This is a genomic window from Phenylobacterium zucineum HLK1 (assembly GCF_000017265.1).
GTDB lineage: Bacteria > Pseudomonadota > Alphaproteobacteria > Caulobacterales > Caulobacteraceae > Phenylobacterium > Phenylobacterium zucineum.
Genome location: NC_011144.1, coordinates 3,379,811 through 3,401,397, shown reverse-complemented (window position 1 = coordinate 3,401,397; position 21,587 = coordinate 3,379,811). Strand labels below are relative to the sequence as shown.

The 21,587-nt window shown below is 70.4% G+C and carries 21 protein-coding genes; 6 read left to right on the top strand and 15 right to left on the bottom strand.

Annotated features, from left to right (window positions below; translation table 11 throughout):
• The 4 genes from pheT to rpmI all read right to left on the bottom strand — a co-directional run bounded on the left by pheT (position 1) and on the right by rpmI (position 4,234).
• Positions 1–2,424, bottom strand: coding sequence for a phenylalanine--tRNA ligase subunit beta (gene pheT / locus PHZ_RS16520; RefSeq protein WP_012523525.1), 2,424 nt, complete (start codon positions 2,422–2,424; stop codon positions 1–3).
• A gap of 13 nt (positions 2,425–2,437) precedes the next feature.
• On the bottom strand, positions 2,438–3,547 hold the full coding sequence (gene pheS / locus PHZ_RS16515; RefSeq protein ID WP_012523524.1) for a phenylalanine--tRNA ligase subunit alpha: 1,110 nt from the start codon (positions 3,545–3,547) through the stop codon (positions 2,438–2,440).
• Positions 3,548–3,663: 116 nt separating this feature from the next.
• Complete coding sequence (gene rplT, locus PHZ_RS16510) at positions 3,664–4,020, bottom strand: 50S ribosomal protein L20 (RefSeq protein ID WP_012523523.1); 357 nt, start codon at positions 4,018–4,020, stop codon at positions 3,664–3,666.
• A gap of 13 nt (positions 4,021–4,033) precedes the next feature.
• The gene (gene rpmI, locus PHZ_RS16505; RefSeq protein WP_012523522.1) at positions 4,034–4,234 is read right to left on the bottom strand and encodes a 50S ribosomal protein L35; all 201 of its coding nucleotides are present in this window, start codon (positions 4,232–4,234) and stop codon (positions 4,034–4,036) included.
• Between the two features lie 242 nt (positions 4,235–4,476).
• Between rpmI and PHZ_RS16500 the strand changes: the two genes are divergently transcribed.
• Positions 4,477–4,689 carry a hypothetical protein gene (locus PHZ_RS16500; protein ID WP_041373640.1) on the top strand — a complete coding sequence of 71 codons (213 nt, stop codon included), beginning with the start codon at positions 4,477–4,479 and terminating at the stop codon, positions 4,687–4,689.
• 40 nt (positions 4,690–4,729) lie between these two features.
• On the opposite strand, the gene PHZ_RS16495 is transcribed toward PHZ_RS16500, so the two are convergent.
• The 5 genes from PHZ_RS16495 to PHZ_RS16475 all read right to left on the bottom strand — a co-directional run bounded on the left by PHZ_RS16495 (position 4,730) and on the right by PHZ_RS16475 (position 9,757).
• A complete protein-coding gene (locus tag PHZ_RS16495) occupies positions 4,730–6,007 on the bottom strand; it encodes an MFS transporter (protein ID WP_083770977.1) in 1,278 nt (425 codons plus the stop codon).
• An 83-nt stretch (positions 6,008–6,090) separates the two neighbouring features.
• Positions 6,091–6,966 (bottom strand): subclass B3 metallo-beta-lactamase, encoded by an 876-nt coding sequence (bla, locus tag PHZ_RS16490; RefSeq protein WP_012523520.1) that lies wholly within the window; start codon positions 6,964–6,966, stop codon positions 6,091–6,093.
• Positions 6,967–6,976: 10 nt separating this feature from the next.
• Positions 6,977–7,498, bottom strand: a complete 522-nt coding sequence (gene infC / locus PHZ_RS16485) for a translation initiation factor IF-3 (protein ID WP_012523519.1) — start codon at positions 7,496–7,498, stop codon at positions 6,977–6,979.
• Between the two features lie 109 nt (positions 7,499–7,607).
• Positions 7,608–8,594, bottom strand: coding sequence for a glycosyltransferase family 9 protein (locus PHZ_RS16480; RefSeq protein ID WP_012523518.1), 987 nt, complete (start codon positions 8,592–8,594; stop codon positions 7,608–7,610).
• On the bottom strand, positions 8,591–9,757 hold the full coding sequence (locus PHZ_RS16475; RefSeq protein ID WP_236611847.1) for a glycosyltransferase family 4 protein: 1,167 nt from the start codon (positions 9,755–9,757) through the stop codon (positions 8,591–8,593). Before PHZ_RS16475 ends, PHZ_RS16480 begins: the two co-directional genes overlap by 4 nt.
• A gap of 59 nt (positions 9,758–9,816) precedes the next feature.
• Between PHZ_RS16475 and PHZ_RS16470 the strand changes: the two genes are divergently transcribed.
• The gene (locus tag PHZ_RS16470; protein ID WP_012523516.1) at positions 9,817–10,566 is read left to right on the top strand and encodes an alpha/beta fold hydrolase; all 750 of its coding nucleotides are present in this window, start codon (positions 9,817–9,819) and stop codon (positions 10,564–10,566) included.
• The gene (locus PHZ_RS16465; protein ID WP_041374332.1) at positions 10,563–11,489 is read left to right on the top strand and encodes a DMT family transporter; all 927 of its coding nucleotides are present in this window, start codon (positions 10,563–10,565) and stop codon (positions 11,487–11,489) included. The genes PHZ_RS16470 and PHZ_RS16465 overlap by 4 nt, the downstream gene beginning before the upstream one ends.
• On the opposite strand, the gene PHZ_RS16460 is transcribed toward PHZ_RS16465, so the two are convergent.
• From PHZ_RS16460 to PHZ_RS16450, 3 genes are all read right to left on the bottom strand, one after another.
• Positions 11,461–12,315, bottom strand: coding sequence for an SDR family oxidoreductase (locus PHZ_RS16460; RefSeq protein ID WP_012523514.1), 855 nt, complete (start codon positions 12,313–12,315; stop codon positions 11,461–11,463). The two genes, PHZ_RS16465 and PHZ_RS16460, sit on opposite strands and share 29 nt — an antisense overlap.
• Positions 12,316–12,318: 3 nt before the next feature.
• Entirely contained in the window at positions 12,319–13,527 is a 1,209-nt protein-coding gene (locus PHZ_RS16455; RefSeq protein WP_012523513.1) for an NAD-dependent epimerase/dehydratase family protein, read from the bottom strand.
• A 108-nt stretch (positions 13,528–13,635) separates the two neighbouring features.
• Entirely contained in the window at positions 13,636–14,505 is an 870-nt protein-coding gene (locus PHZ_RS16450) for a UTP--glucose-1-phosphate uridylyltransferase (RefSeq protein ID WP_012523512.1), read from the bottom strand.
• Between the two features lie 241 nt (positions 14,506–14,746).
• Here PHZ_RS16450 and PHZ_RS16445 point away from each other — a divergent pair, with 241 nt between their 5' ends.
• A complete protein-coding gene (locus PHZ_RS16445) occupies positions 14,747–14,995 on the top strand; it encodes a hypothetical protein (RefSeq protein WP_012523511.1) in 249 nt (82 codons plus the stop codon).
• A 63-nt stretch (positions 14,996–15,058) separates the two neighbouring features.
• Here the strand turns inward: PHZ_RS16445 and glmS are convergent, their stop codons facing one another.
• On the bottom strand, positions 15,059–16,876 hold the full coding sequence (glmS, locus tag PHZ_RS16440) for a glutamine--fructose-6-phosphate transaminase (isomerizing) (RefSeq protein ID WP_012523510.1): 1,818 nt from the start codon (positions 16,874–16,876) through the stop codon (positions 15,059–15,061).
• Positions 16,877–16,999: 123 nt separating this feature from the next.
• Between glmS and glmM the strand changes: the two genes are divergently transcribed.
• Complete coding sequence (gene glmM / locus PHZ_RS16435; protein ID WP_012523509.1) at positions 17,000–18,352, top strand: phosphoglucosamine mutase; 1,353 nt, start codon at positions 17,000–17,002, stop codon at positions 18,350–18,352.
• Between the two features lie 165 nt (positions 18,353–18,517).
• Positions 18,518–18,676 (top strand): hypothetical protein, encoded by a 159-nt coding sequence (locus PHZ_RS23245; protein WP_183280173.1) that lies wholly within the window; start codon positions 18,518–18,520, stop codon positions 18,674–18,676.
• Positions 18,677–18,694: 18 nt separating this feature from the next.
• On the opposite strand, the gene PHZ_RS16430 is transcribed toward PHZ_RS23245, so the two are convergent.
• Both PHZ_RS16430 and PHZ_RS16425 read right to left on the bottom strand, forming a co-directional pair.
• A complete protein-coding gene (locus PHZ_RS16430) occupies positions 18,695–19,999 on the bottom strand; it encodes a UDP-glucose dehydrogenase family protein (protein ID WP_012523508.1) in 1,305 nt (434 codons plus the stop codon).
• Between the two features lie 75 nt (positions 20,000–20,074).
• The gene (locus PHZ_RS16425) at positions 20,075–21,577 is read right to left on the bottom strand and encodes a phosphomannomutase/phosphoglucomutase (protein WP_012523507.1); all 1,503 of its coding nucleotides are present in this window, start codon (positions 21,575–21,577) and stop codon (positions 20,075–20,077) included.
• Positions 21,578–21,587: the final 10 nt, after the last annotated feature.

The following is a 21,587-nucleotide window of genomic DNA, read 5'->3' as shown; positions in this document are numbered from 1 at the left end:
CTAGCCCCTCAGCTTCGCTCCCGCGGCCTTCTCGGCCGCCGCCACGATCCGGGCCGACAGGGCCTCGATCTCGGCGTCGGTGAGGGTCTTCTCCCGCGGCTGGACGGTGACCTCGATCGCCACCGACTTCTGCCCCTCGGGCACGCCCGGGCCCTGGTAGACGTCGAACACCCGCACGTCGGCGATCAGCTGCTTGTCGGCCCCCAGGATCGGGCGGACGAGGTCGCCGGCGGGCGTGTCCGCCGACACCACGAAGGCGAAGTCGCGCTTCAGCGGCATCAGGGGCGAGAGCTCCAGGGCGGCCCGGGTCTTGAGGCCCTTCTTCTTCGGCTCGGGGATGGCGTCGAGGTTCACCTCGAAGGCCAGCATGGGACCCTCGGCGTCGAGCGCCTTCAGCACCTGCGGGTGCAGTTCGCCGAACTCCGCCACCACCACTTTGGGTCCGAGCTGCAGCCGGGCCGAGCGGCCGGGGTGCCACCAGGGGCTGTTCTGGCCCTGGACCACCTGCAGCTGGGGCGCGCCCAGCTCGTCCAGCAGGGCGATGAGGTCGGCCTTCAGCGCGAACAGCGGATCGGGCGCGGTCTTGGTCCACGACTTGGGCGCATGCGGCGCCACGAGGGCGGTCACCGCCGTCCACTGGTCGCCGGGGGCGTCGCCGCGGAAGTTCGGCCCGGCCTCGAACAGCGCCGCGTCGGGGAAGCCCCGGCGGGCGTTGCGCGCCGCCGCCTCGATCAGGTTGCCCAGCGCCGAGGGGCGCATGCAGTCGAGATCGGAGGCGATGGGATTGGCCAGCACGAGCTCGGCCTGGCCGCCGCCGAACAGCTCGGCGAAGGCCCGGCGCATGAAGCTCCAGGTGATCGCCTCGGAGTAGCCGCGCGCCGCCAGGCTGCGCCGCGCGTCGCGCAGGCGGCGCTGGCGCAGGGTCAGCACCCCGCCGGCCGGTGTTGCGACCTCGGGCAGGGGCTCGGTCGGCAGGTTGTCGTAGCCGGCGATGCGGGCCACCTCCTCGACGAGGTCGGCCTTGCCCTCCACGTCGCGGCGCCAGCTGGGCGGCGTGACCGCGTTCCCCGCGACCTCGAAGCCGAGGTCCGTCAGGATGGCGTCGATGCGCTGGGCCGGAAGGTCCAGGCCCGCCAGCTTCTTGACGTAGGCGCGGTCGAAGGCGATCGGCGCGGGCGGGGCGGGGGCCTCGCCCGCCAGCCGGATCTCGGACGCCTCGCCGCCGCACAGCTCCAGGATCATCGCCGTGGCGAGCTCGAGCCCCGGGACCACCGACTGCGGGTCGACCCCGCGGGCGAAGCGGTACTGCGCGTCCGAATTGATCCCCGTGATCCGGCCGGTCTGGGCCGTGACGATCGGATCGAACCAGGCGCACTCGACGAAGACGTCGGTGGTCGTCTCGGAGCAGCCGGTGGACTCCCCGCCCATGACGCCGCCCAGGCCGATCGGGCGCTGGCCGTCGGCGTCGGCGATGATGCTCATCTCCGGCGTCAGGTCGTAGGTCTTGCCGTCGAGGGCGATCAGCTGCTCGTCCTTGTGGGCGGCCGGGCTCGCCGCGTCGGTCGCGCTGGGCTCGGCCGGGCCTTTGCCGAGGCGCGCCTCGATCACGTCGCCGACCATCAGGGCGCGGTCGTAGACGTGCAGCGGCCGGGCGCGGTCGTGGGTGATGAAGTTGGTGATGTCCACGAGGGCGTTGATGGGGCGCAGGCCGACGCTGGCCAAGCGCTTCTGCAGCCACTCGGGCGAGGGGCCGTTCTTCACGCCGCGGATCAGCCGGCCGCCGAACACCGGGCAGGCGGTCCCGTCCACCCGGATCTCCACCGGGCAGGGGAAGCTCCCCTTCACCTGCGGGACGGTCTCGGGCTTCAGCTTGCCCAGGCCCGCCGCCGCCAGGTCGCGCGCGATGCCGCGCACGCCCAGCCAGTCGGGACGGTTCGGCGTGACCTCGAAGTCGATCACCGCCTCCAGACCGAACGCCTCGGCCGCGCTCGCGCCCACCGGCAGGGCCTCGGGCAGTTCGACGATGCCGTCGGACTCCTCGGCCACCTCCAGCTCCTTGGCCGAGCAGAGCATGCCGTTGGAGACGACGCCCCGCACCGGCCGCGGCTCCAGGGTGATGCCGCTGCCTGGCACATAGGCGCCGATCGGGGCGTAGATGGTGGTCAGGCCCGCCCGCGCGTTCGGCGCGCCGCAGACGATCTCCAGCCGGCCGTCCTTGGTGTCGACCTGGCAGACCCGCAGCTTGTCGGCGTTGGGGTGCTGCACGGCCTCGACGATCTTGGCGACCGTGAACTTGGCGAGCTTGGCGGCCGGGTCCTCGACGGACTCCACCTCGAGCCCCGCCATGGTCATGGCTTCGACGACCTGCTCGACCGTGGCGTCGGTCTCCAGGTGCTCCTTCAGCCAGGAGAGGGTGAACTTCATGTGCGTCTCTCCCTTAGCTGAGGCCGGTGGCCGGGTTCGGCGCCTGGAAGGCCGAGAAGCCCCAGTGCTCCAGCCAGCGCACGTCGGACCCGAACATGTCGCGCAGGTCGGGCATGCCGTACTTCAGCATCCCCAGGCGATCGACGCCGAGGCCGAAGGCGAAGCCCTGCCATTCGTCGGGATCCAGGCCGCAGTTCCTCAGCACGTTGGGATGCACCATCCCGCCGCCCAGGATCTCCAGCCAGTCGCTGCCCTGGCCGATCTTCACCGACCCGCCCGAGCGGTCGCACTGCACGTCCATCTCGCAGGACGGCTCGGTGAACGGGAAGTGGTGCGGCCGGAAGCGGGTCACCACGCCCTCGGCCTCGAAGAACCGGCGGGTGAAGGTCTCCAGCGTCCACTTCAGGTGGCCCATGTGGATGTTCCGGTCGATCACCAGCCCTTCCAGCTGGTGGAACATGGGCGTGTGGGTGGCGTCCGAATCCGAGCGGTAGACCCGGCCCGGCACGATCACGCGGATCGGCGGCGCCTGGCCGTTGGCGATCCAGGCGGGCAGCTTCTCGTTCGTGCCGCGCATCACCCGCACCTGCACGGGGCTGGTGTGGGTGCGCAGCAGCTTGCGCTCGCCGGCCTCGTTCTGCGGCAGCCAGAAGGTGTCGTGCATCTCCCGCGCCGGATGCTTGGGCGGGAAGTTCAGGGCGGTGAAGTTGTGGAAGTCGTCCTCGATGTCTGGGCCTTCCGCGAGGCCGAAGCCCATCTCGGCGAAGACGGCGATCATCTCGTCCAGGACCTGCATGGTCGGATGGACGCGGCCGCGGCGCTCGGGCGGCGGCGGCAGGGTCAGGTCCACCCGCTCAGCGGCGAGCTTGCGGTCCAGCTCGGCGGCCTCGAGCGCCGCCTTCTTCTCGGCGATGGCGGTGGCCACCGCATCGCGCAGGCCGTTGATCTTCGGGCCCTGCTCGCGGCGCTCGTCGGGGCTCATCTTGCCCAGGCCCTTGAGCATTTCCGAGATCGAGCCGGACTTGCCGAGCGCCTCGACGCGGATCGCCTCGAGGGCGGCCACGTCGGCGGCGGCCTCGATCCGGCCGATGAGGCCGGCCTGGAGTTGGGTGAGGTCTGTCATGGGACGGGTGTCCTAGCCTTACGTCTTCACGGGGTGAAGAGGGCCACGAAAAAGCCCTCCGGCGGCTGCGCCGGAGGGCTCTTCAAAAGCGTCAGGATCGAACGATCCAGGCGACCTCAAGCCAGCGCGGCGCGAACCTTGTCGGCGATGGCCTTGAAGCCGGCGGGGTCGTTCCCGGCGATGTCCGCAAGCACCTTGCGGTCCATCTCGATCCCGGCCTTCTCAAGGCCGAAGATAAATCGGGAATAGGTGAAGCCTTCCAGGCGCGCCGCGGCGTTGATCCGCTGGATCCACAGCGAACGGAAGTTGCGCTTGCGGACCTTGCGGTCGCGGTAGGCGTACTGGCCGGCCTTGTCCACGGCGGCCTTGGCCGCGCGGATGGTGTTCTTGCGGCGCCCGTAGAAGCCCTTGGCCTGCTCGAGAACCTTCTTGTGCTTGGCGTGGGCGACAACGCCCCGTTTCACGCGAGCCATCTGTCAGTTCTCCTTAGAGGCCGTAGGGGAGCCAGGACTTGATGATCTTGGCGTCGGCCTCGCTCATCACCTTGGTCCCGCGGTTCTGACGGATGTACTTGCCGTTGTGGCTGATGAGGCGGTGGCGCTTGCCGGCCACGCCGGCCTTCAGCTTGCCGGTCGCCGTCATCTTGAAGCGCTTTTTCACGCCCGACTTGGTCTTCAGTTTCGGCATTTCACTCGGAGTTCGTAAACCCCGTCCTCTGGTCGTGTTGATGAACCGCCATGGCATGCCTTGGGGCCAGGCGGTTCCGAAGGGGCGGGCTAATACGGGAAAGGGGCGCGAAAGGCAAGCCGGCGGCGCTTCGCAGACCCGCGTTATGCTTTCCCGGGATTCACCCCGTAACTTAAACCAGGGTTATCCGAGACGCTCTATTTCGGGCGCCATCGGCCGCGAAGCGGTCGCTGGAGACCAGAATGTCTAGCATTTCCCCCGTTTCGTCGGCCGCGGCGTCGCAGCTCTACGCGCCCGCCGCCGACAACAGCCGCGCCAAGGCGGCCGCTTCCGAGAAGGCCGACAAGGCCGCCGAGAAGAGCGCCGAGAAGGTCAACGAGCTGACCGCCACGGCCGTGGCCGCCGAGTCCATCAAGGATTCCCGTAAGGGCGGCGTCCTGGACATCCGCGTCTGACGAAGACCAGGGGCACGGCGGGACAGGCTCCCGCCGTGCCCTAGGCCAGGCGCTGCACCTTGCCGCGGACCTGCAGCGCGAACCACAGCGCCGGCAGCACCATCAGCGCCGAGAACGCGAAGGGCGAGCCGGGCGAGACCGCCGAGAACAGCTGGCCCGCCAGCACCGGGCCGCCGATGCGGGCCAGCGCCATGCCGCTCATGTTCAGCCCCAGCATCTCGCCCTGCCGGTGCGGCGGGGAGGACTGCGAGATCAGCGCCGCCACGTTCGGGAAGCAGATCGACTGGCCGACGCAGACCAGCGCAAAGCCGGCCATCGCCACGTGCCAGGTCGGCGAGACCCACTGCACGACCAGCCCCAGTCCCATCAGCACCAGGCCGGCCGACAGCGTCCAGGCCTCGCCGTAGGCGCGCGCCAGTCGGCCCGAGAGCCAGCCCTGGCAGACCGCGCCCAGGCTGCCGATCACCATGAACGCCAGGCCGATCTGCCTGGGGCCCCAGCCGAAGCGGGCCTCGGTCCACAGGCCGTAGGTCGCCTCGATCCCGGCGAAGCCCACCACCACGATGAAGCTGATCATCACCACCCGGCTGATCACCGGATGGGCGAAGGCGTCGCGGACGCGGGCGGGCTTGGGCCCGCGGAGCGCCGGCGGTCCCTCGGGCCGGCTCTCGCGCACCAGCAGCACCACGGCCAGGGCCGAGGCCAAGGCGAAGCCGGCGGCCACCAGCAGCGGCAGCTGGAAGCCCAGGGTGCCGCGGCTGGGCTGGGCCAGCAGGCCGCCGATGGCCGGGCCGGTCATGAAGCCGGCGCTGAAGGCCGCCCCCATGATCCCCATGCGCTGGGCGCGCTTCTCGGGCGGGGTGATGTCGGCCAGCGCCCCCTGCAGGGTGGAGATGTTGCCGGCGAAGACGCCGGTGAGGAACCGCAGCCCGAAGGCCCACAGGATGTTCGGCGCGAAGGCCAGGGCCGCGTAGCTGAGGCCGACCATCGAGATGGTGACGATCAGCACCGGCCGCCGGCCGATCCGGTCCGACAGCTTTCCCCAGAAGGGCTCGCCGATGAACTGGCCCAGCGAGAACGCCGAGAACAGCAGCGTCACCTGCCAGGCCGGGGCGTCGAACGCCTGGGCGAAGAACGGCAGCAGCGGGATGACCAGGCCGAAGCCCGCGATCATCAGGAAGATGACCGTCAGGAGGACGATCAGCGCGCGGCGCTCCTCGGCCTCGCTTCTGGGCGTGGCCGGCGCGGCGGCGGAATCGGAAGGGACGGGCGTCGCGCCGGAGGGCGGCGTCGCCTCCCCGGGCGCGAGGTCGGACATGGGGCGCAGGTAAGCTGCGCCTCACCCTGCGGCAACGCCGGGCGCCGACGACGCCCTGCGGTTGTGGCGCGAAAGCCGCAGGTTCAGCGGTCGGCGGCCTGCTGCTGGCGGGACAGGATCGCCTTGAAGCCGGCGTAGCCCTTTTCGAAGAAGGCGCGGCAGCCCTCGGGGTCCATGAATGCGTCGGGGCGGCCCGACTTCGCCTTCTCGTGCGCCCGAAAGAACATGGCGTGGCTGGCGAGGAACACCTCGCACGGCGCCTGCCGCCACACCGCGTAGCTCTTCTCGAAGTCTGCCGCGATGCCGGGATAGCTCTCCTGGCCCGTCAGCCTGTAGCCCGGCAGGACGGTGTTCGAGCACAGGATCATCGCCTGGCGCTCGACGCCGGCGACCGTCACCGGGAAGGTCCAGGTGGTGCAGCCGCGGGTGTGGCCCGGCGTCAGGCGCGCGGTGAGCGTCCGCTCGCCCAGCTTCACCTTCTGGCCGTCGCGCAGCGTGCGGTCGGGTTTCACCGGCGGATAGGCGTACTTGTCGCCCAGGAAGAAGTCGCCCTTGCCGCCGCGCGCCATCAGCCTGCCGTCCTCGGCGCTGGCGTAGAGCTTTGCGCCCGTCGCCGCCTTCAGGGCCGAAAGGCCCCCGGCGTGGTCCACGTGGGCGTGGGAGTTCAGGATGATCTTCACCTGGCCGGCCGGGTCGAAGCCCAGCCGCCGGATGTTGTCGAGGATTTGCGGTGCGGTGCTCTCGTACCCGCCGTCGATCAGGATCAGGCCCTTGTTCGACTGGATCAGGTAGGCGGCGACGTCGGATGCGCCCACCCACCAGACCCCGTCGGCCACCTGGAAGGGCTTCACCGGCGCATTGCCGGGCTCCGGGGCTTGGCCCTGGGCGGCGGCGGGACATGCGAAAGCGGCCGCCCAGAGGACGGCCGCTCCCGAAATTCCGTAGGTCCGGCGGATCAAGCCTTCCGCCTCACCGCGGCGCCAGGATCATGATCATCTGACGGCCCTCCATGCGGGGCTCGTACTCGACCTTGGCGACCTCTTCGAAGTCGACCTTTACCTTCTGCAGCAGCTTCATGCCGAGCTCAGGGTGGGCCAGTTCGCGGCCGCGGAAGCGCAGGGTGATCTTCACCTTGTCGCCTTCCTCGAAGAACCGGTGCATCGACCGGGCCTTCACCTCGTAGTCGTGCTGGTCGATGTTCGGACGGAGCTTGATCTCCTTGAGCTCCACCACCTTCTGCTTCTTGCGCGCCTCGTTCTTCTTCTTCTGTTCCTGGAACTTGAACTTGCCGTAGTCCAGGATCTTGCAGACGGGCGGATCCGCGTTGGGGACGATCTCGACCAGATCGAGCCCCGCCTCTTCGGCGGCCTCGATGGCGGCGGAGGTCGGCATCACGCCCTGCTTCTCACCGTGCTGGTCGATGAGGAGGACGCGGGGAACGCGGATATCTTCGTTCATGCGCGGCCCTTCTTTGACGGGCGGCGCTTGCATGGGGCGGCGAATAGGCAGTGCTCCGTGGGTTGTTGAAACGCAAAAACGCCGGCGCGCGACAAGCGCTCCGGACGTAACGGTCAGTATATGACGAAGGACTACTTCCGTATCAAGGTCGCGCGGGGGGCGCCGGGGCGAGAGAATTGGCCGCCTGCGCCACCTGGGCCACAGTCAGGTCGGTCAGGTCGTCCGACTGGAGGATGGCCACCCGGCCCCGCGGCGCCGACAGGCTGGGGTCCGAGGTCTTGCCGAAGATGACGATGGCGGGCGCCCCGGCCGCGGCGGCCAGGTGCAGCGGGCCGGTGTCGTTGCCGACCGCCAGCGCCGCGCGCGAGGCCAGGACCGCGATCCGCGCGAAGTCCGTCCGGCCGGTCAGGTCCCGGGCCCTGGGCGTCTGGCGCTGGATGGCGTGGGCGAGCGAGGTCTCCTGCGGCCCGCCGATGATCACGATGTCGAAGCCGCGCGAATAGAGGATGCGGGCGAGTTCGGAGTACCGCTCCAGCGGCCAGCGCTTCTCCATCCGGTGGGCCGAGCCGCCGGGCACGAACATCACGTAGGGCCGGGGCTTCACCCCGCCCGGCACCGGGCGTTCGGCCGGCGCCTGCTTCAGGATCCACGACAGGTCGGGCGGCGGCGCGGTTCCGGGCTCGGTCGGCGCGTCGGGCCAGATCCCGGCGTACATCAGCTGGTCGGCCTGCCGCTCCAGGGTGTGCATCTGGTCGCGCAGGGGGTTCCTGTGCGGCAGCGAGCAGCCGAAGGCGATTCCCGACCAGGCCGGCGGGTTCGGCCGCAGGATCTGGAAGATCCGGTTCGACTGGCTGGAGGTCTGCAGGTCGTAGACCCGCGAGAAGCCGGCGGCCCTCAGCCGCTTGCGCAGCGCCATCCACTCGGGGAAACCCTCGGGCCGCCCGCCTACGTCCACGGCGTTGAAGTAGGGGCAGGACTTCGCCAGCGCCTCGAAGGGCGGGGTGGTCAGCAGCGTGATGTGCGCCTTCGGGTGCGCCTCGCGGATCTTCTTCATGGCCGCCAGGGCCAGGACGAAGTCGCCCAGCGCCGAGAGCTTGATCACCAGGATCCGTTCGACCCGCCGCGTCATCCCCGGCGCGCCTCCAGCACGCGTTCGTAGGCGGCCAGGGTGGCCGCGCACATGGCCTCGGCCGAATAGAGCTGCCGCGCCCGCTTCTGGCCGGCCTGGCCCATCTCGCCCCGCTTGCCGGGGCCGATGTCGATGGCCCGGCCCAGCGCCGCGGCCCAGCCTTCGGCGTCCTGCGGCGGGACCAGCCAGCCGGTGACCCCGTCCAGCACCGTCTCGGTCACGCCGCCGTGGTTGGAGGCGATCACCGGCCGGCCCATGGCCTGGGGCTCCACGGCGGCGCGGCCGAACGATTCCGGCACGGTGGTCGGCAACAGGGCGAAATCGGCGAGCAGGTAGGCGGCCGGCATGTCATCACAGTGCCCGACGATCCTTACGGCCTCCTGAAGACCGGCGGCGGCGATCGCCTGGGCGAGCTCCTCGGAATAGCCCGTGCGGCCCTGGTCGTCCCCGGCGAACAGGATGAGGAAGTCGCGCCGCCCCTCCGCCGCCAGCCGCCGCGCCGCCTCGATGACCGTCAGGTGGCCCTTGATGCGGGTGAGCCGGCCCGCCAGCAGGATCTTGGTGCGCGTATCGCCGGGCGCGATCCCCCAGGCGGCGCGCAGGTCCTCGATCCGGTTCGCGGTCACGAACGAGGGGTTGAAGCGGTCGAAGTCCACCCCCCGCGGGATGGTGACCACCTTGGCCGGGTCGATCCCGTGCTCGGCCAGGATGTGCTCGCGGGTGTAGTCCGAATTGGCGATCACGAGGTCGCCGCGGGTCATCACCGCGTTGTACCAGCGCTTCAGCCCGCTGCGGGCCTTGTAGACCCCGTGGTAGGTGGCCACGAACGGCGTGCCCGTGGCGTGCGCCGCCCACAGCGCCGAGAAGGCGGGCGCGCGGCTTCGGGCGTGGACGATGCTGACCTTCTCCTGGCGGATCAGGGCCACGAGGCGGGCGGCGTTGCCCAGCATCACCAGCGGGTTCTTGGTCTGCACCGGCATCTGCGCCAGGCGCCCGCCGTCGGCTTGCAGGCGCGAGGTCATCCGCCCGCCGCGCGCCGCCACCAGAGCCACGCCGCCGGCGCGGACCACCGCCTGGGCGATGTCGATCGTGCTCTGCTCGGCGCCGCCGGTCTCGAGCTCCGGGATGACCTGCAGCAGGGTGAAGTCCGGGGGGAGGGCCACGCCCCTCTGATAGCCTGAAACCATGGCGCGTAAACCCTGCGGCGCGCTAAGAGGCGGCCATGAGCGAACGCAGCGGATTTCTGGAGCGTCCCGGCGGTGCGCGGCTGGCCTGGCGGAAGGTGGACGGGCGCGGCCCGACGGTGGTCTGGCTGGGCGGCTTCAAGTCGGACATGGCGGGCACGAAGGCGCAGGCCCTCGCCGACTGGGCCCTGGCGCGAGGGCGCGCCTATGTGCGCTTCGACTACTTCGGGCACGGCGAGTCCTCGGGCGACTTCCGCGACGGCACGATCACCCGCTGGCGCGAGGACGCCCTGGCGGTGCTGGACGCGCTGGTGGACGGCGAGGCCGTGCTGGTCGGCTCGTCCATGGGCGGCTGGATCGCCTGCCTGGCGGCCATGGCCGCGCCGGCCCGGGTGAAGGCCATGGTGCTCGTGGCCCCCGCGCCCGACTTCACCGAGAAGCTGATGAAGCCCGAGATTCCGCCCGAGGGCCTCGCCGACCTCGCCCGCGACGGGGTCTGGCTGCGGCCGTCCGAGTACGGCGAGCCCTATCCGATCACCCGCGCCCTGCTCGAGGACGGCGCCCGCTGGAGCATCCTGGAAGCCCAGGAGGTCCCCATCGCCGCGCCGGTGCGCATCCTCCAGGGCGGGGAGGACCCCGACGTGCCCTGGGCCCACGCCCTGCAGCTCGCCCAGGCGCTCAAGGGCCCCGACGTGGTCTTCACCCTGGTCCGCGACGGCGACCACCGGCTGTCGCGGCCGCAGGACATCGCGCGCCTGCTGGCCGCCGTGGACGAGGCCGTGTCCTGAGCCCCGCCGCCCTCTGGCGCAATGCGCCGCTGCTCCTGTGCCTGACGGTCCTGTTCTGGGCGGGCAACTCCATCGCCGGCCGGGCGCTGGCGGGCGAGGTCCCGCCCGTGGCGCTGTCGTTCTGGCGCTGGGCCCTGGCGTTGGTGCTGGTCACGCCGCTCGCCTGGCCGCACCTGAAGCGCGACCTGCCCGAGCTGAAGCGCCGCTGGCGCACGCTGGCGGCCCTGTCGGCCCTGGGCGTGGCGACCTTCGGGGTGCTGCTCTACTACGGCCTGCAGACCACCACGGCCCTGAACAGCGTGGTGATGCAGGCGGCCATCCCGCCGCTCGTGATGCTGTTCGGCTGGCTGGGCCTGGGCGACCGGGTCGGGCGCTGGCAGGTCGCGGGCGTGGCGCTCTCGCTGGTCGGGGTCCTCGCGGTGGTCACCCGCGGCCGGCCATGGGACCTGCTGCACCTGGGCCTCAATCCCGGCGACGGCCTGATCCTGGTCGGCGTCGTGTTCTACGCGATCTATTCGCTGGTCCTGCGCCGGCGGCCGCAGGTGCACGCGCTCAGCCTGCTCTTCGCCACCTTCGCGATCGCCCTGGTGCTGCTGGCGCCGCTGTACCTGATCGAGATCGCCGCCGGCCGGCGCATCGTCGTCTCTCCCGAGAGCCTGGCGGGGATCGCCTACGTCGCGGTGTTCCCCTCGTTCCTGTCCTACCTCTTCTACAACCGCGGGGTGGAGCTCTCGGGCGCGGCCCGGGCCAGCCAGTACCTGCACGTCCAGCCGCTCTTCGGGGCCGTCCTGGCCGTCCTGCTGCTGGGCGAGAGCTTCCGCCTGCACCACGCGGCCGGCCTGGTGCTGATCCTGGCCGGGATCCTGATGTCGGCCCCCCGTCCCAGTCCCGCGGCTAGCCATCCGCCGACAGGATCGCCCTGAGGCCCTCGCGGTAGGTCGGATAGGCCGGCCGCCAGCCCAGCTCGGCCTTGGCCAGGGCGTTCGAGACCCTTTTGCTCTCGGCGTAGAAGCGCAGGGCCGCCGGCGGCAGCCGGGCCTCCTCCAGCGACACCTCCGGCGGGACCGGCAGGCCCAGCAGGCCCGCCGCATAGGCCACCACGTCCGAGTTCGGCGCCGGCTCGTCGTCGCACAGGTTGTAGATCCCGCCCGCCCGCGGCCTGTCGATCGAGGCCTCCAGCCCCGCGGCCAGGTCGTCCACGTGAATCCGCGAGAACACCTGGCCGGGCGCCGCGATGCGCCGGGCGCGGCCCTCGCGCAGGCGGTCGAAGGCCGAGCGGCGGGGGCCGTAGATGCCGGGCAGGCGGAAGACGGCGATCGTCAGGCCCATGCCGCGGCCGGCGTCCAGCCAGTCGCGCTCGGCCCGCACCCGCCGGGCGCCTTCCACCGATTGGGCGGCGAGGCGGCTCTTCTCGGTCACCCAGCGGCCGCGCCGGTCGCCGTAGACCCCGGTGGTTGAGAGATAGCCGGTCCAGTCCGGGAAGGCGCCGGCGCTGGCCAGAGCGGGCACGAGGGCGTTCAGCGCCGGGCAGCCGTCCGCCTGCGGCGGGGCGGTCGCCAGCAGCGCCCGGGTCGTCGACAGCGCCTCGGCCAGCCCCTTTCGGTCCTCCACATGGACGGGGCGCACGCCGTCGGCCTCCAGAGGCTCGGGGCTCGTGCGGTAGCTGGCCGCAACGTCCCAGCCCCTGGCCTTCAGGCGTCGCGCCAGCGCCGCGCCCGAGAAGCCGTAGCCGAAGACGAACAGCCGCAACCGCTACTCCGCGGCGACGCGGGACTGGCCGGCCGCCAGCGCCTGCGCCCGCTCGGCGTTCCAGGCCGAGACGCAGGGGATCTTCGACAGGTCCGCGCGGTCGGCGTAGGCCCGCGCGATCTCGGCCGCCTCCAGCAGCAGCCCCTCCTCCAGCGTGATCGGCTCGAGCCCGTAGCCCAGCAGGCGCTTGTTCTCGACGCAGAGCTCGTTCTCGTCGGCCTCGGCGCGCGGGTTCGGCAGGTGGGCCACCTGGGCGCCGGTGAGGCGGGCGACCATCTGCGCCAGGTCCCGGACCCGCCAGCATTCGGTCATCTGGTTCATCACCTTGACGCGGTCGCCGCGGGCCGGCGGATGGAGCAGGGCCAGCTCCACGCAGCGCACCGTGTCCTGGATGTTGATGAACGCCCGCGTCTGGCCGCCCGCGCCGTGGACGGTGAGCGGATAGCCGACCGCCGCCTGCATCAGGAACCGGTTCAGCACCGTCCCGTAGTCGCCGTCGTAGTCGAAGCGGTTGATCAGCCGGGGGTCCATCCGCGTCTCGGCCGTCTGGGTGCCCCAAACGATGCCCTGGTGCAGGTCGGTGATCCGAAGACCGTCGTTCTTGGCGTAGAACTGGAAGAGCAGGGCGTCCTGCGTCTTCGTCATGTGGTAGATCGAGCCCGGATTGGGCGGATAGAGGATCTCCTTGGGAATCCAGCCGTCGGCGCCCTCCACCTGCACCGTCAGATAGCCCTCGGGTATGGCGACGCCGGCCGTGCCGTAGCCGTAGACTCCCATGGTCCCCAGGTGCGCCAGGTGGATGTCCTGGCCGCTCTCGACGATGGCCGCCAGCACGTCGTGGGTGGCGTTCAGGTTGTTGTCGACGGTGTAGCGCTTGTGCCTGGCCGACTTCATCGAATAGGGCGCGGCGCGCTGTTCGGCGAAGTGGACCATCGCGTCGGGCCGGAACCGCGCCAGCAGCTCGAGCAGCCCCTCGAAGTCCTTGCCGACGGTCAGGTCGTGGGTCTCGATCGTGCGCCCCGAGACCTCGCGCCAGGCGTCGGCGCGGACCTCCAGGCTCTCGATGGGCGTCAGCGATCCGGCGCCCAACTCCTCGTCGATCCTGCGCCGCGACCCGTTGTCCACCACGGCCACCTCGTGGCCCCGCGCCGAAAGGTGCAGCGCGGTCGGCCATCCGCAGAAGCCGTCCCCGCCAAGGATCAGTACCCGCATCGTCGCTCCCAGTCCCGAGAGCCCCGCCCCGCCGCTAGGGCTAGCGCACCGGCGGGGTTTGGCAAAGTCCTGCGCCCGCGCCGCGGCGGGCCAAGCGCGGATCAGGCGTCAGAGCAGCGCCTCGATCGCCTTGCGGGCGGCGTCCTTCAGCTCGGGACGCATCAGGGCGAAGGCCACGTTGGCGCGCAGCAGGCCGATCTTGTCGCCGCAGTCGTAGGTGGTCCCCTCGTACTCCAGGGCGTGGAAGTCCTGGACCTTCATCAGGTTCGCCATGCCGTCGGTGAGTTGGATCTCGCCGCCCGCGCCGCGCTCCTGGGTCTCCAGGATCTCGAAGATCTCGGGCTGCAGGATGTAGCGGCCCGAGATGAACAGGTTCGAGGGCTCGGTCCCCGGCTTCGGCTTCTCGACCATGCCGGTCATCCGGTTCAGCCGGCCGTCCTGGCCCTGCAGGGCGACGATCCCGTACTTGTGCGCCTCGCCCTCGGGGGCGGGCTCGACCACCACGATGTTGCCGCCGACCCTCTCGTAGGCCGCCACCGCCTGCGCCAGCGCGCCGGGCTCGGCGGCCATCAGCATGTCGGGCAGCATGACGGCGAAGGGCTCGTCGCCGATCACGTCCCTGGCGCACCAGACGGCGTGCCCCAGGCCCAGGGGCGCCATCTGGCGCACGAAGCTCATCTGGCCGGGCTGGGGCAGGTCGCGGCGCACCTCGGCCAGGATGTCGGTCTTGCCCTTGGCCTCCAGCGCCTGCTCGATCTCGGGACTGGCGTCGAAATAGTCCTCGATGGCGCCCTGGCCGCGGCCGACGATGAAGACGATGTGCTCGATGCCGGCCGCCCGCGCCTCCTCGACGATGTAGGACAGGATCGGCCGGTCCACGACGTTCAGCAGGTTCTTGGGAGTGGTCTTCGCTCCGGGCAGCACCCGGGTTCCCAGTCCCGCCACGGGCAGGACGGCCTTGCGCACGCGCTTCGTCATTCATCCCCTCCGAAGGCCCCGGCCCCTCGCCGAAGCTCCGCCATTCAGGCGGGTCTCAAACGCGCTTCCCCGCCGAGCGATCCCGCCGCCAGCGTCCTGGCCGCACTAGAGGAGGGCCGGGACGAAATCCACAGGCGGGGCGACAAAATTCCACGACTTGTCGACGATCACGATTTTGCGATCACGAGAAGTTGTGTACGGTGGAGGCGTCGGGGGATTCACCCTCAGGGGAGCCAACTCAATGAAGCTTCGCATTCTGACCGTCGCCGCCGCCGGCGTCATGGCCCTGGGCCTGGCCGCCTGCCAACAAAAGACCGAAGAAGCCCCGGCGCCGGCCGCCGAGGCCCCGGCCATGGAAGCCGCTCCGGCCGACGCCGCCGCTCCGGCTGCCGACGCCACGGCTCCGGCCGCTGACGGCGCTGCCGCTCCGGCCGCCGACGCCGCTGCGGCCCCGCCGGCCGACGCTGCTGCGACGCCCGAGCAGAAGTAAGACTTCTGCCAGGTCGAAAGACTGGAACGGCCGCCCCTCGGGGCGGCCGTTTTGCTTTGCGGGCTATTCCACCGTCACCGACTTGGCGAGATTGCGGGGCTGGTCCACGTCCGCGCCCTTCTGCACCGCCACCTGGTAGGCCAGGAGCTGGATCGGGGCGGACATCACCAGCGGGGCGATCAGCGGATCGCAGCGCGGCGCGGTGACGACCACCTTCGCCCCTGCCGGCGCATGGCGTTCGCCCTCGGGGTCGGTGATGAACACCACCTGGCCGCCGCGGGCCATCACCTCGCTCATGTTCGAGGCCGACTTCTCGAAATAGCTGTCGTAGGGGGCGAGGATGACGATCGGCGTCTCCTCGTCGACCAGGGCGATGGGGCCGTGTTTCAGCTCGCCGGCGGCGTAGCCCTCGGCGTGGATGTAGCTGATCTCCTTCAGCTTCAGCGCCCCTTCCAGGGCCAGCGGGTACATCGGCCCCCGGCCCAGGTAGAGGACGTCGCGCGCCTTCGACACCTCGTGGGCGATCCCCTGCACCGCCTCTTCCAGGTTGATGGACTCGGCGATCAGCCGCGGCGCCTCGACCAGCACGCCGACCAGCCGCTTCTCCTCGGCCGCGTCGATCCTGCCGCGGGCGCGGGCGGCCGCGACCGCCAGGGCGGTCAGCACGCTCACCTGGGCGGTGAAGGCCTTGGTGGAGGCCACCCCGATCTCGGGGCCGCAGTAGATCGGCCACACCACGTCGGCCTCGCGGGCCATGGTGGAGCCCTGGGCGTTGACCACGACGGCGGTCTGCAGGCCCTTGTCCTTGCAGTAGCGCAGGGCCGCCAGCGTGTCGGCCGTCTCGCCCGACTGCGAGATGGCGATCGTCAGGGTGTTCTCCCGCAGCGCCGGCTGCCGGTAGCGGAACTCGGAGGCGACATCGACGTCCACCGGCAGGTCGGCCAGGGGCTCGATCAGGTACTTGCCGACCAGGCCCGCCAGATAGGCCGTGCCGCAGCCGACGACCTGGATCCGCTCGACGCCGGCCAGGTCCACGCCCTCGAAGGTGGTGGCGCCGGCGACCATGTCCACATAGGCCGCGATGGTCCGCTGGCAGCCCTCGGGCTGGTCGTGGATCTCCTTCTCCATGAAGTGGCGGTAGTTGCCCTTCTCCATGAGCGCCGGGGACTGGGGCACGACCTGCACCGGCCGCTCCACCGGCTTGCCGTCCTCGTCGAAGATCTGCGCCTTGTCGCGGCTGAGGGCCACGTAGTCGCCGTCCTCGAGGTAGGCGACGCGGTTGGTGAACGGGCCGACCGCCAGGGCGTCCGAGCCCAGGAACATCTCGCCCTGGCCGTAGCCGACGACGAGGGGCGGGCCGCGGCGGGCGCCCAGCAGCAGGCCCTCCTCGCCCTCCACCATGATCACCAGGGCGAAGGCGCCCCGCACCTGGTCCAGGGTCGCCTTGAAGGCGTCGATCGGCGCCTTACCGGACGCCAGCTCGCGGTCCAGCAGCTGGGCCACGACCTCGGTGTCGGTGTCGGTGTCGAACGTCCGGCCCTCGGCCTGCAGCCTGGCCTTCAGCTCGGCGAAGTTCTCGATGATGCCGTTGTGGACCAGGGTCACGCGCCCCGCGTGGTGCGGGTGGGCGTTGCCTTCGGTCGGCGGACCGTGGGTGGCCCAGCGGGTGTGGCCGATGCCGACGACCGCCTCCAGCGGCTGGGCCGCCAGCACCTCCTCGAGGTTCTTCAGCTTGCCGGAGGCGCGCCGCCTCTGGACGCCGTCCTTGGTGAAGCCGGCCACGCCGGCCGAGTCGTAGCCGCGGTATTCCAGGCGCTTCAGGCTTTCGATCAGCCGATCCTGGACGGGACTCGCGCCGACGATGCCGATGATGCCGCACATGAGGGCTTGATTCCTTTATGGTAGAGCGCCGACTTGCGCACGGGGCCTGTAACGCCGGGGCTTTAGCATCGGCTAAGCTCCCAGCCACTAAATCTGCGTTTCCGATAGTTTCGAGGGCAACCGATGAGCAAGCGCGCCTATTTCGGCACCGACGGCATCCGCGGCCAGGCCAACCGGCACCCGATGACGGCCGAGGTGGCGCTGCGCGTCGGCATGGCCGCCGGCAAGCTGTTCATGTCCAAGGACGACCGCCGCCACCTCGTGGTGATCGGCAAGGACACACGCCTGTCGGGCTACATGATCGAGCCGGCGCTGGTGGCCGGCTTCACCAGCGTGGGGATGGACGTGCGCCTGTTCGGCCCGCTGCCGACGCCGGGCGTGGCGATGATGACCCGCAGCTTGCGCGCCGACCTCGGCGTGATGATCTCGGCCTCGCACAATCACTTCGCCGACAACGGGATCAAGCTGTTCGGCCCCGACGGCTACAAGCTCTCGGACGAGAAGGAACTGGAGATCGAGGCCCTGATGGACCAGGGCCTGCAGGAGGGCCTGGCCACGCCGGACAAGCTGGGCCGCGTGCAGCGGATCGACGACTGCCAGGCGCGCTACGTCGAGATCGCCAAGGCCACCTTCCCCAAGGGGCTCAGCCTGGCCGGCATGCGCATCGTCATCGATTGCGCCAACGGCGCCGCCTACAAGGTGGCCCCCGAGACGCTGTACGAGCTGGGCGCCGAGGTGATCCGGGTCGGCGTCGAGCCCAACGGCTTCAACATCAACGAGGAGTGCGGCTCCACCCATCCGGCGGCCATGTCGCGGCTGGTGAAGGAGTACCGCGCCGACATCGGCATCGCCCTCGACGGCGACGCCGACCGGCTGGTGATCTGCGACGAGAAGGGCCAGGTGGTGGACGGCGACCAGATCATGGCGCTGATCGCCGACAGCTGGGCCAAGGCCGGCCGGCTGCAGGGCGGCGGCGTGGTGGCCACGGTGATGTCGAACCTCGGCCTCGAGCGGTTCCTGAAGGCCCGGAACCTGAAGCTGGAGCGGACCCAGGTGGGCGACCGCTACGTCATGGCCCGCATGCGCGAGGGCGGCTTCAACGTGGGCGGCGAGCAGTCGGGCCACGTGATCCTCTCCGACCTGTCCACCACGGGCGACGGCCTGCTGGCGGCGCTGCAGGTGCTGGCGGTGCTGCAGGAAAGCGACAGGCCGATGAGCGCGCTCGCCCGCCAGTTCGAGCCGGTGCCCCAGAAGCTGGAGAACGTCCGCTTCGGCTCGGGCAAGCCGCTGGAGCACGACGCGGTGAAGAAGGCCCTGGCCGAGGCCGAGCAGCGCCTGAACGGCTCGGGCCGGATCGTGGTCCGCGCCTCGGGCACCGAGCCGCTGATCCGGGTGATGGCCGAGGGCGACGACGAGAAGCTGGTCAGCCAGGTGGTGAAGGAGATCGTGGGCGCCGTGAAGAAGGTCGCCGCCTGACGCTACGTAACTTCACGATGACCTGATCTCCCAAGGCCAGGCCAAGGTCACGGCTGGGCCGTGGCAACCCTACCCAAGGCTTAATTCTTATGTCAGTCTGGAAGCATCCGGCGGCTCGACCCGCCGGTGTCTAGACAAGACAGAGCAAGACTTGGGGAGGAATTGATGCGCGACCTCGTCTTCCGAGGTGCGGCGCGGCAGGCCTGGCGTCCCGCCAGCTCGATCGCCTGTCTCGCCTTCGTGGCGCTGCTGGCGGTCGCCTTCTGGGCCGGAGCCGTGCGGATCGTCCAGGCGTTCCTGCCGCTGGCCAGCATGGGCTTCTAGAGCGGCCGCACCCGCTTTCTACAGTCGGCCCACGCTGCTGTAGACGAACCCGCGGACGCGCATGTCCTCGGGTTTGTAGATATTCCGCAGGTCCACCAGGACGGGCTTGCGCATGATCAGCTTGATCCGGTCGAGGTCCAGCGCCCGGAACTGATCCCATTCCGTGATGATCACCAGGACGTCGGCGCCTTCGGCGACCGCGTAGGGGTCGTCCTTGAAGGTCACGCCCTGCAGCATGTGCCGGGCCTCGGCCATGCCCTCGGGGTCGAACGCCTGCACCTGCGCGCCCTTGTCCTGCAGCGCCGGGATGATCGCCAGCGACGGGGCGTCGCGCATGTCGTCGGTGTTGGGTTTGAAGGTCAGGCCGAGGACCCCGACCGTCTTGCCCTTCAGCTCCCCGTCGAGGGCGCGGACGACCTTGCGGGCCATGGCGCGCTTGCGCTCGTCGTTCACCTTGACCGTGGTCTCGATCAGTTCGACGGGCGCGCCGGCGTCGCGGGCGGTCCGCACCAGCGCCAGGGTGTCCTTCGGGAAGCACGAGCCGCCGTAGCCGGGGCCGGCGTTCAGGAATTTCGCCCCGATCCGCCCATCGAGGCCGATGCCGCGGGCCACCTGCTGCACGTCGGCGCCGACCGCCTCGCACAGGTCGGCCATCTCGTTGATGAAGGTGATCTTCATCGCCAGGAAGGCGTTGCCGGCGTACTTGATGAGCTCGCTGGTGCGCCGGTTGGTGAACAGGATCGGCGTCTCGTTCAGATAGAGCGGGCGGTACAGCTCGCGCATCACCTCGCGGGCCCGCTCGTCGTCGGTGCCCACCACCACCCGGTCGGGACGCTTGAAGTCCTCGATCGCCGCGCCTTCGCGAAGGAACTCGGGGTTCGACACCACGGCCACGTCGGCGTCGGGCCGCACGCGCTGGAAGATGGCCTCGATCTCGTCGCCGGTGCCGACCGGCACGGTGGACTTGGTGACCACGAGCGTGAAGCCGTCCACCAGGCCCGCCACCTCCTCGGCCGCCGCGTAGACGTAGGAGAGGTCGGCGTGGCCGTCGCCGCGCCGCGAGGGCGTGCCGACGGCGATGAACACCGCGTCGGCCTCGCGCACCGCGTCCTTGGCCTCGGTGGTGAAGAACAGGCGGCCGGCCTTGACGTTCTGAGCCACCAGCACGTCCAGGCCCGGCTCGTAGATGGGAATGCCGCCCGACTTCAGCCGGTCGATCTTGCCGGCGTCCTTGTCGATGCAGGTGACGGTGTGGCCGAAGTCGGCGAAGCACGCGCCGCTGACCAGGCCCACGTAGCCCGTCCCGATCATCGCAACCTTCATGCGCGGTATCCCCGACCTATGTTACGGCGTGCTGCTACGGCCGCGCTTTGGCACGCGGCGGGCGAGGTCGCCACCTCAGATTTCCTGGTTGTAGGCGCCGACCTGGGAGCGCCTGGCGAGCCTGGGCTTCACCTCCTCGCGGAACAGCCGGCGCATGTCGTCCTCGGACTGGGTGCTCTCGACCACCACCACCAGCTCGGGCTTGTTGGACGAGGCGCGCACCAGCACCCACGAGCCGTCCTCCAGCGCGACGCGCACGCCGTTGACGGTGACGAGGTCGGTGATCTTCCGCCCCAGAATGGTCCCGCCGCCATTGGCGAACTCGGTGTACTCGCGGACCACGTCCTCGACGACGCCGTACTTCTCCTCGTCGGCGCAATGCGGGCTCATGGTCAACGAGGTGAAGGCGACCGGCAGGGCCTTCTTCAGGTCGGACAGCTTCTTGCCGGGGTTGCGGTCCAGCATCGACAGGATGGCGGCCGCCGCGACCAGGCCGTCGTCGTAGCCGCGGCCGATCGGCGGGTTGAAGAAGAAGTGGCCGCTCTTCTCGAAGCCGGCGAGGGCGCCCAGCTCGGCGGTCTTGCGCTTGATGTAGCTGTGGCCGGTCTTCCAGTAGACCGTGCTGGCGCCGTTCGCCTTCAGCACCTCGTCGGTGGCGAACAGGCCCGTGGACTTCACGTCCACCACGAACGTCGCGTCTTTGTGCAGGGCCGACAGGTCCCGGGCCAGCATCAGGCCGATCTTGTCGGCGAAGATCTCCTCGCCCTCGTCGTCCACCACCCCGCAGCGGTCGCCGTCGCCGTCGAAGCCCAGCGCCACGTCGGCGTCGTACTCGCGCACGGCCTTGGCCATGGCGTGCAGCATGACGCTGTCCTCGGGGTTCGGGTTGTACTTCGGGAAGGTATAGTCGAGCTCGCAATCCATCTCGACGACCACGGCCACGCCCATCCGGCGCAGGGCCTCGGGGGCGAAGGCGCCGGCGGTGCCGTTGCCGCAGGCGGCCACCACCTTCAGCGGCCGCGTCAGACTGGCGCGCGAGGCGACGTCGGCGATGTAGCGCTCGGCCACGCCGGCGACGTGGGCCACCGAGCCGCCGGGCCGCTGCTTCCACTCGCCCTTCAGGACGATCTCCTTCAGCCGGCCCATCTCGTCCGGCCCGAAGGTCAGCGGGCGCTGGGCGCCCATCTTCACGCCGGTCCAGCCGTTCTCGTTGTGGCTGGCGGTGACCATGGCCACGCACGGGGCGTCCAGGTCGAACTGGGCGAAATAGGCCATCGGCGAGACGGCCAGGCCGATGTCGATCACCTCGCACCCGGCGGCGACCAGGCCGATGGTCAGCGCCTGCTTGATCGACAGCGAATAGGACCGGAAGTCGTGGGCGACCACGATCCGCTTCTGGCCCAGCTCGTGGATGTAGGTCCCCAGCCCCAGGCCCAGCGCCTGGACGCCCAGCAGGTTGATCTCGGGTCCGAACAGCCAGCGCGCGTCGTATTCCCGAAAGCCGGTGGCCTTCACCAGCGGCAGGTTCTCGTAGTCGAAGGTGTTCGGCTTCAGGTCGGCGCGAGGTGCGGACAGCATCGGAACTCCG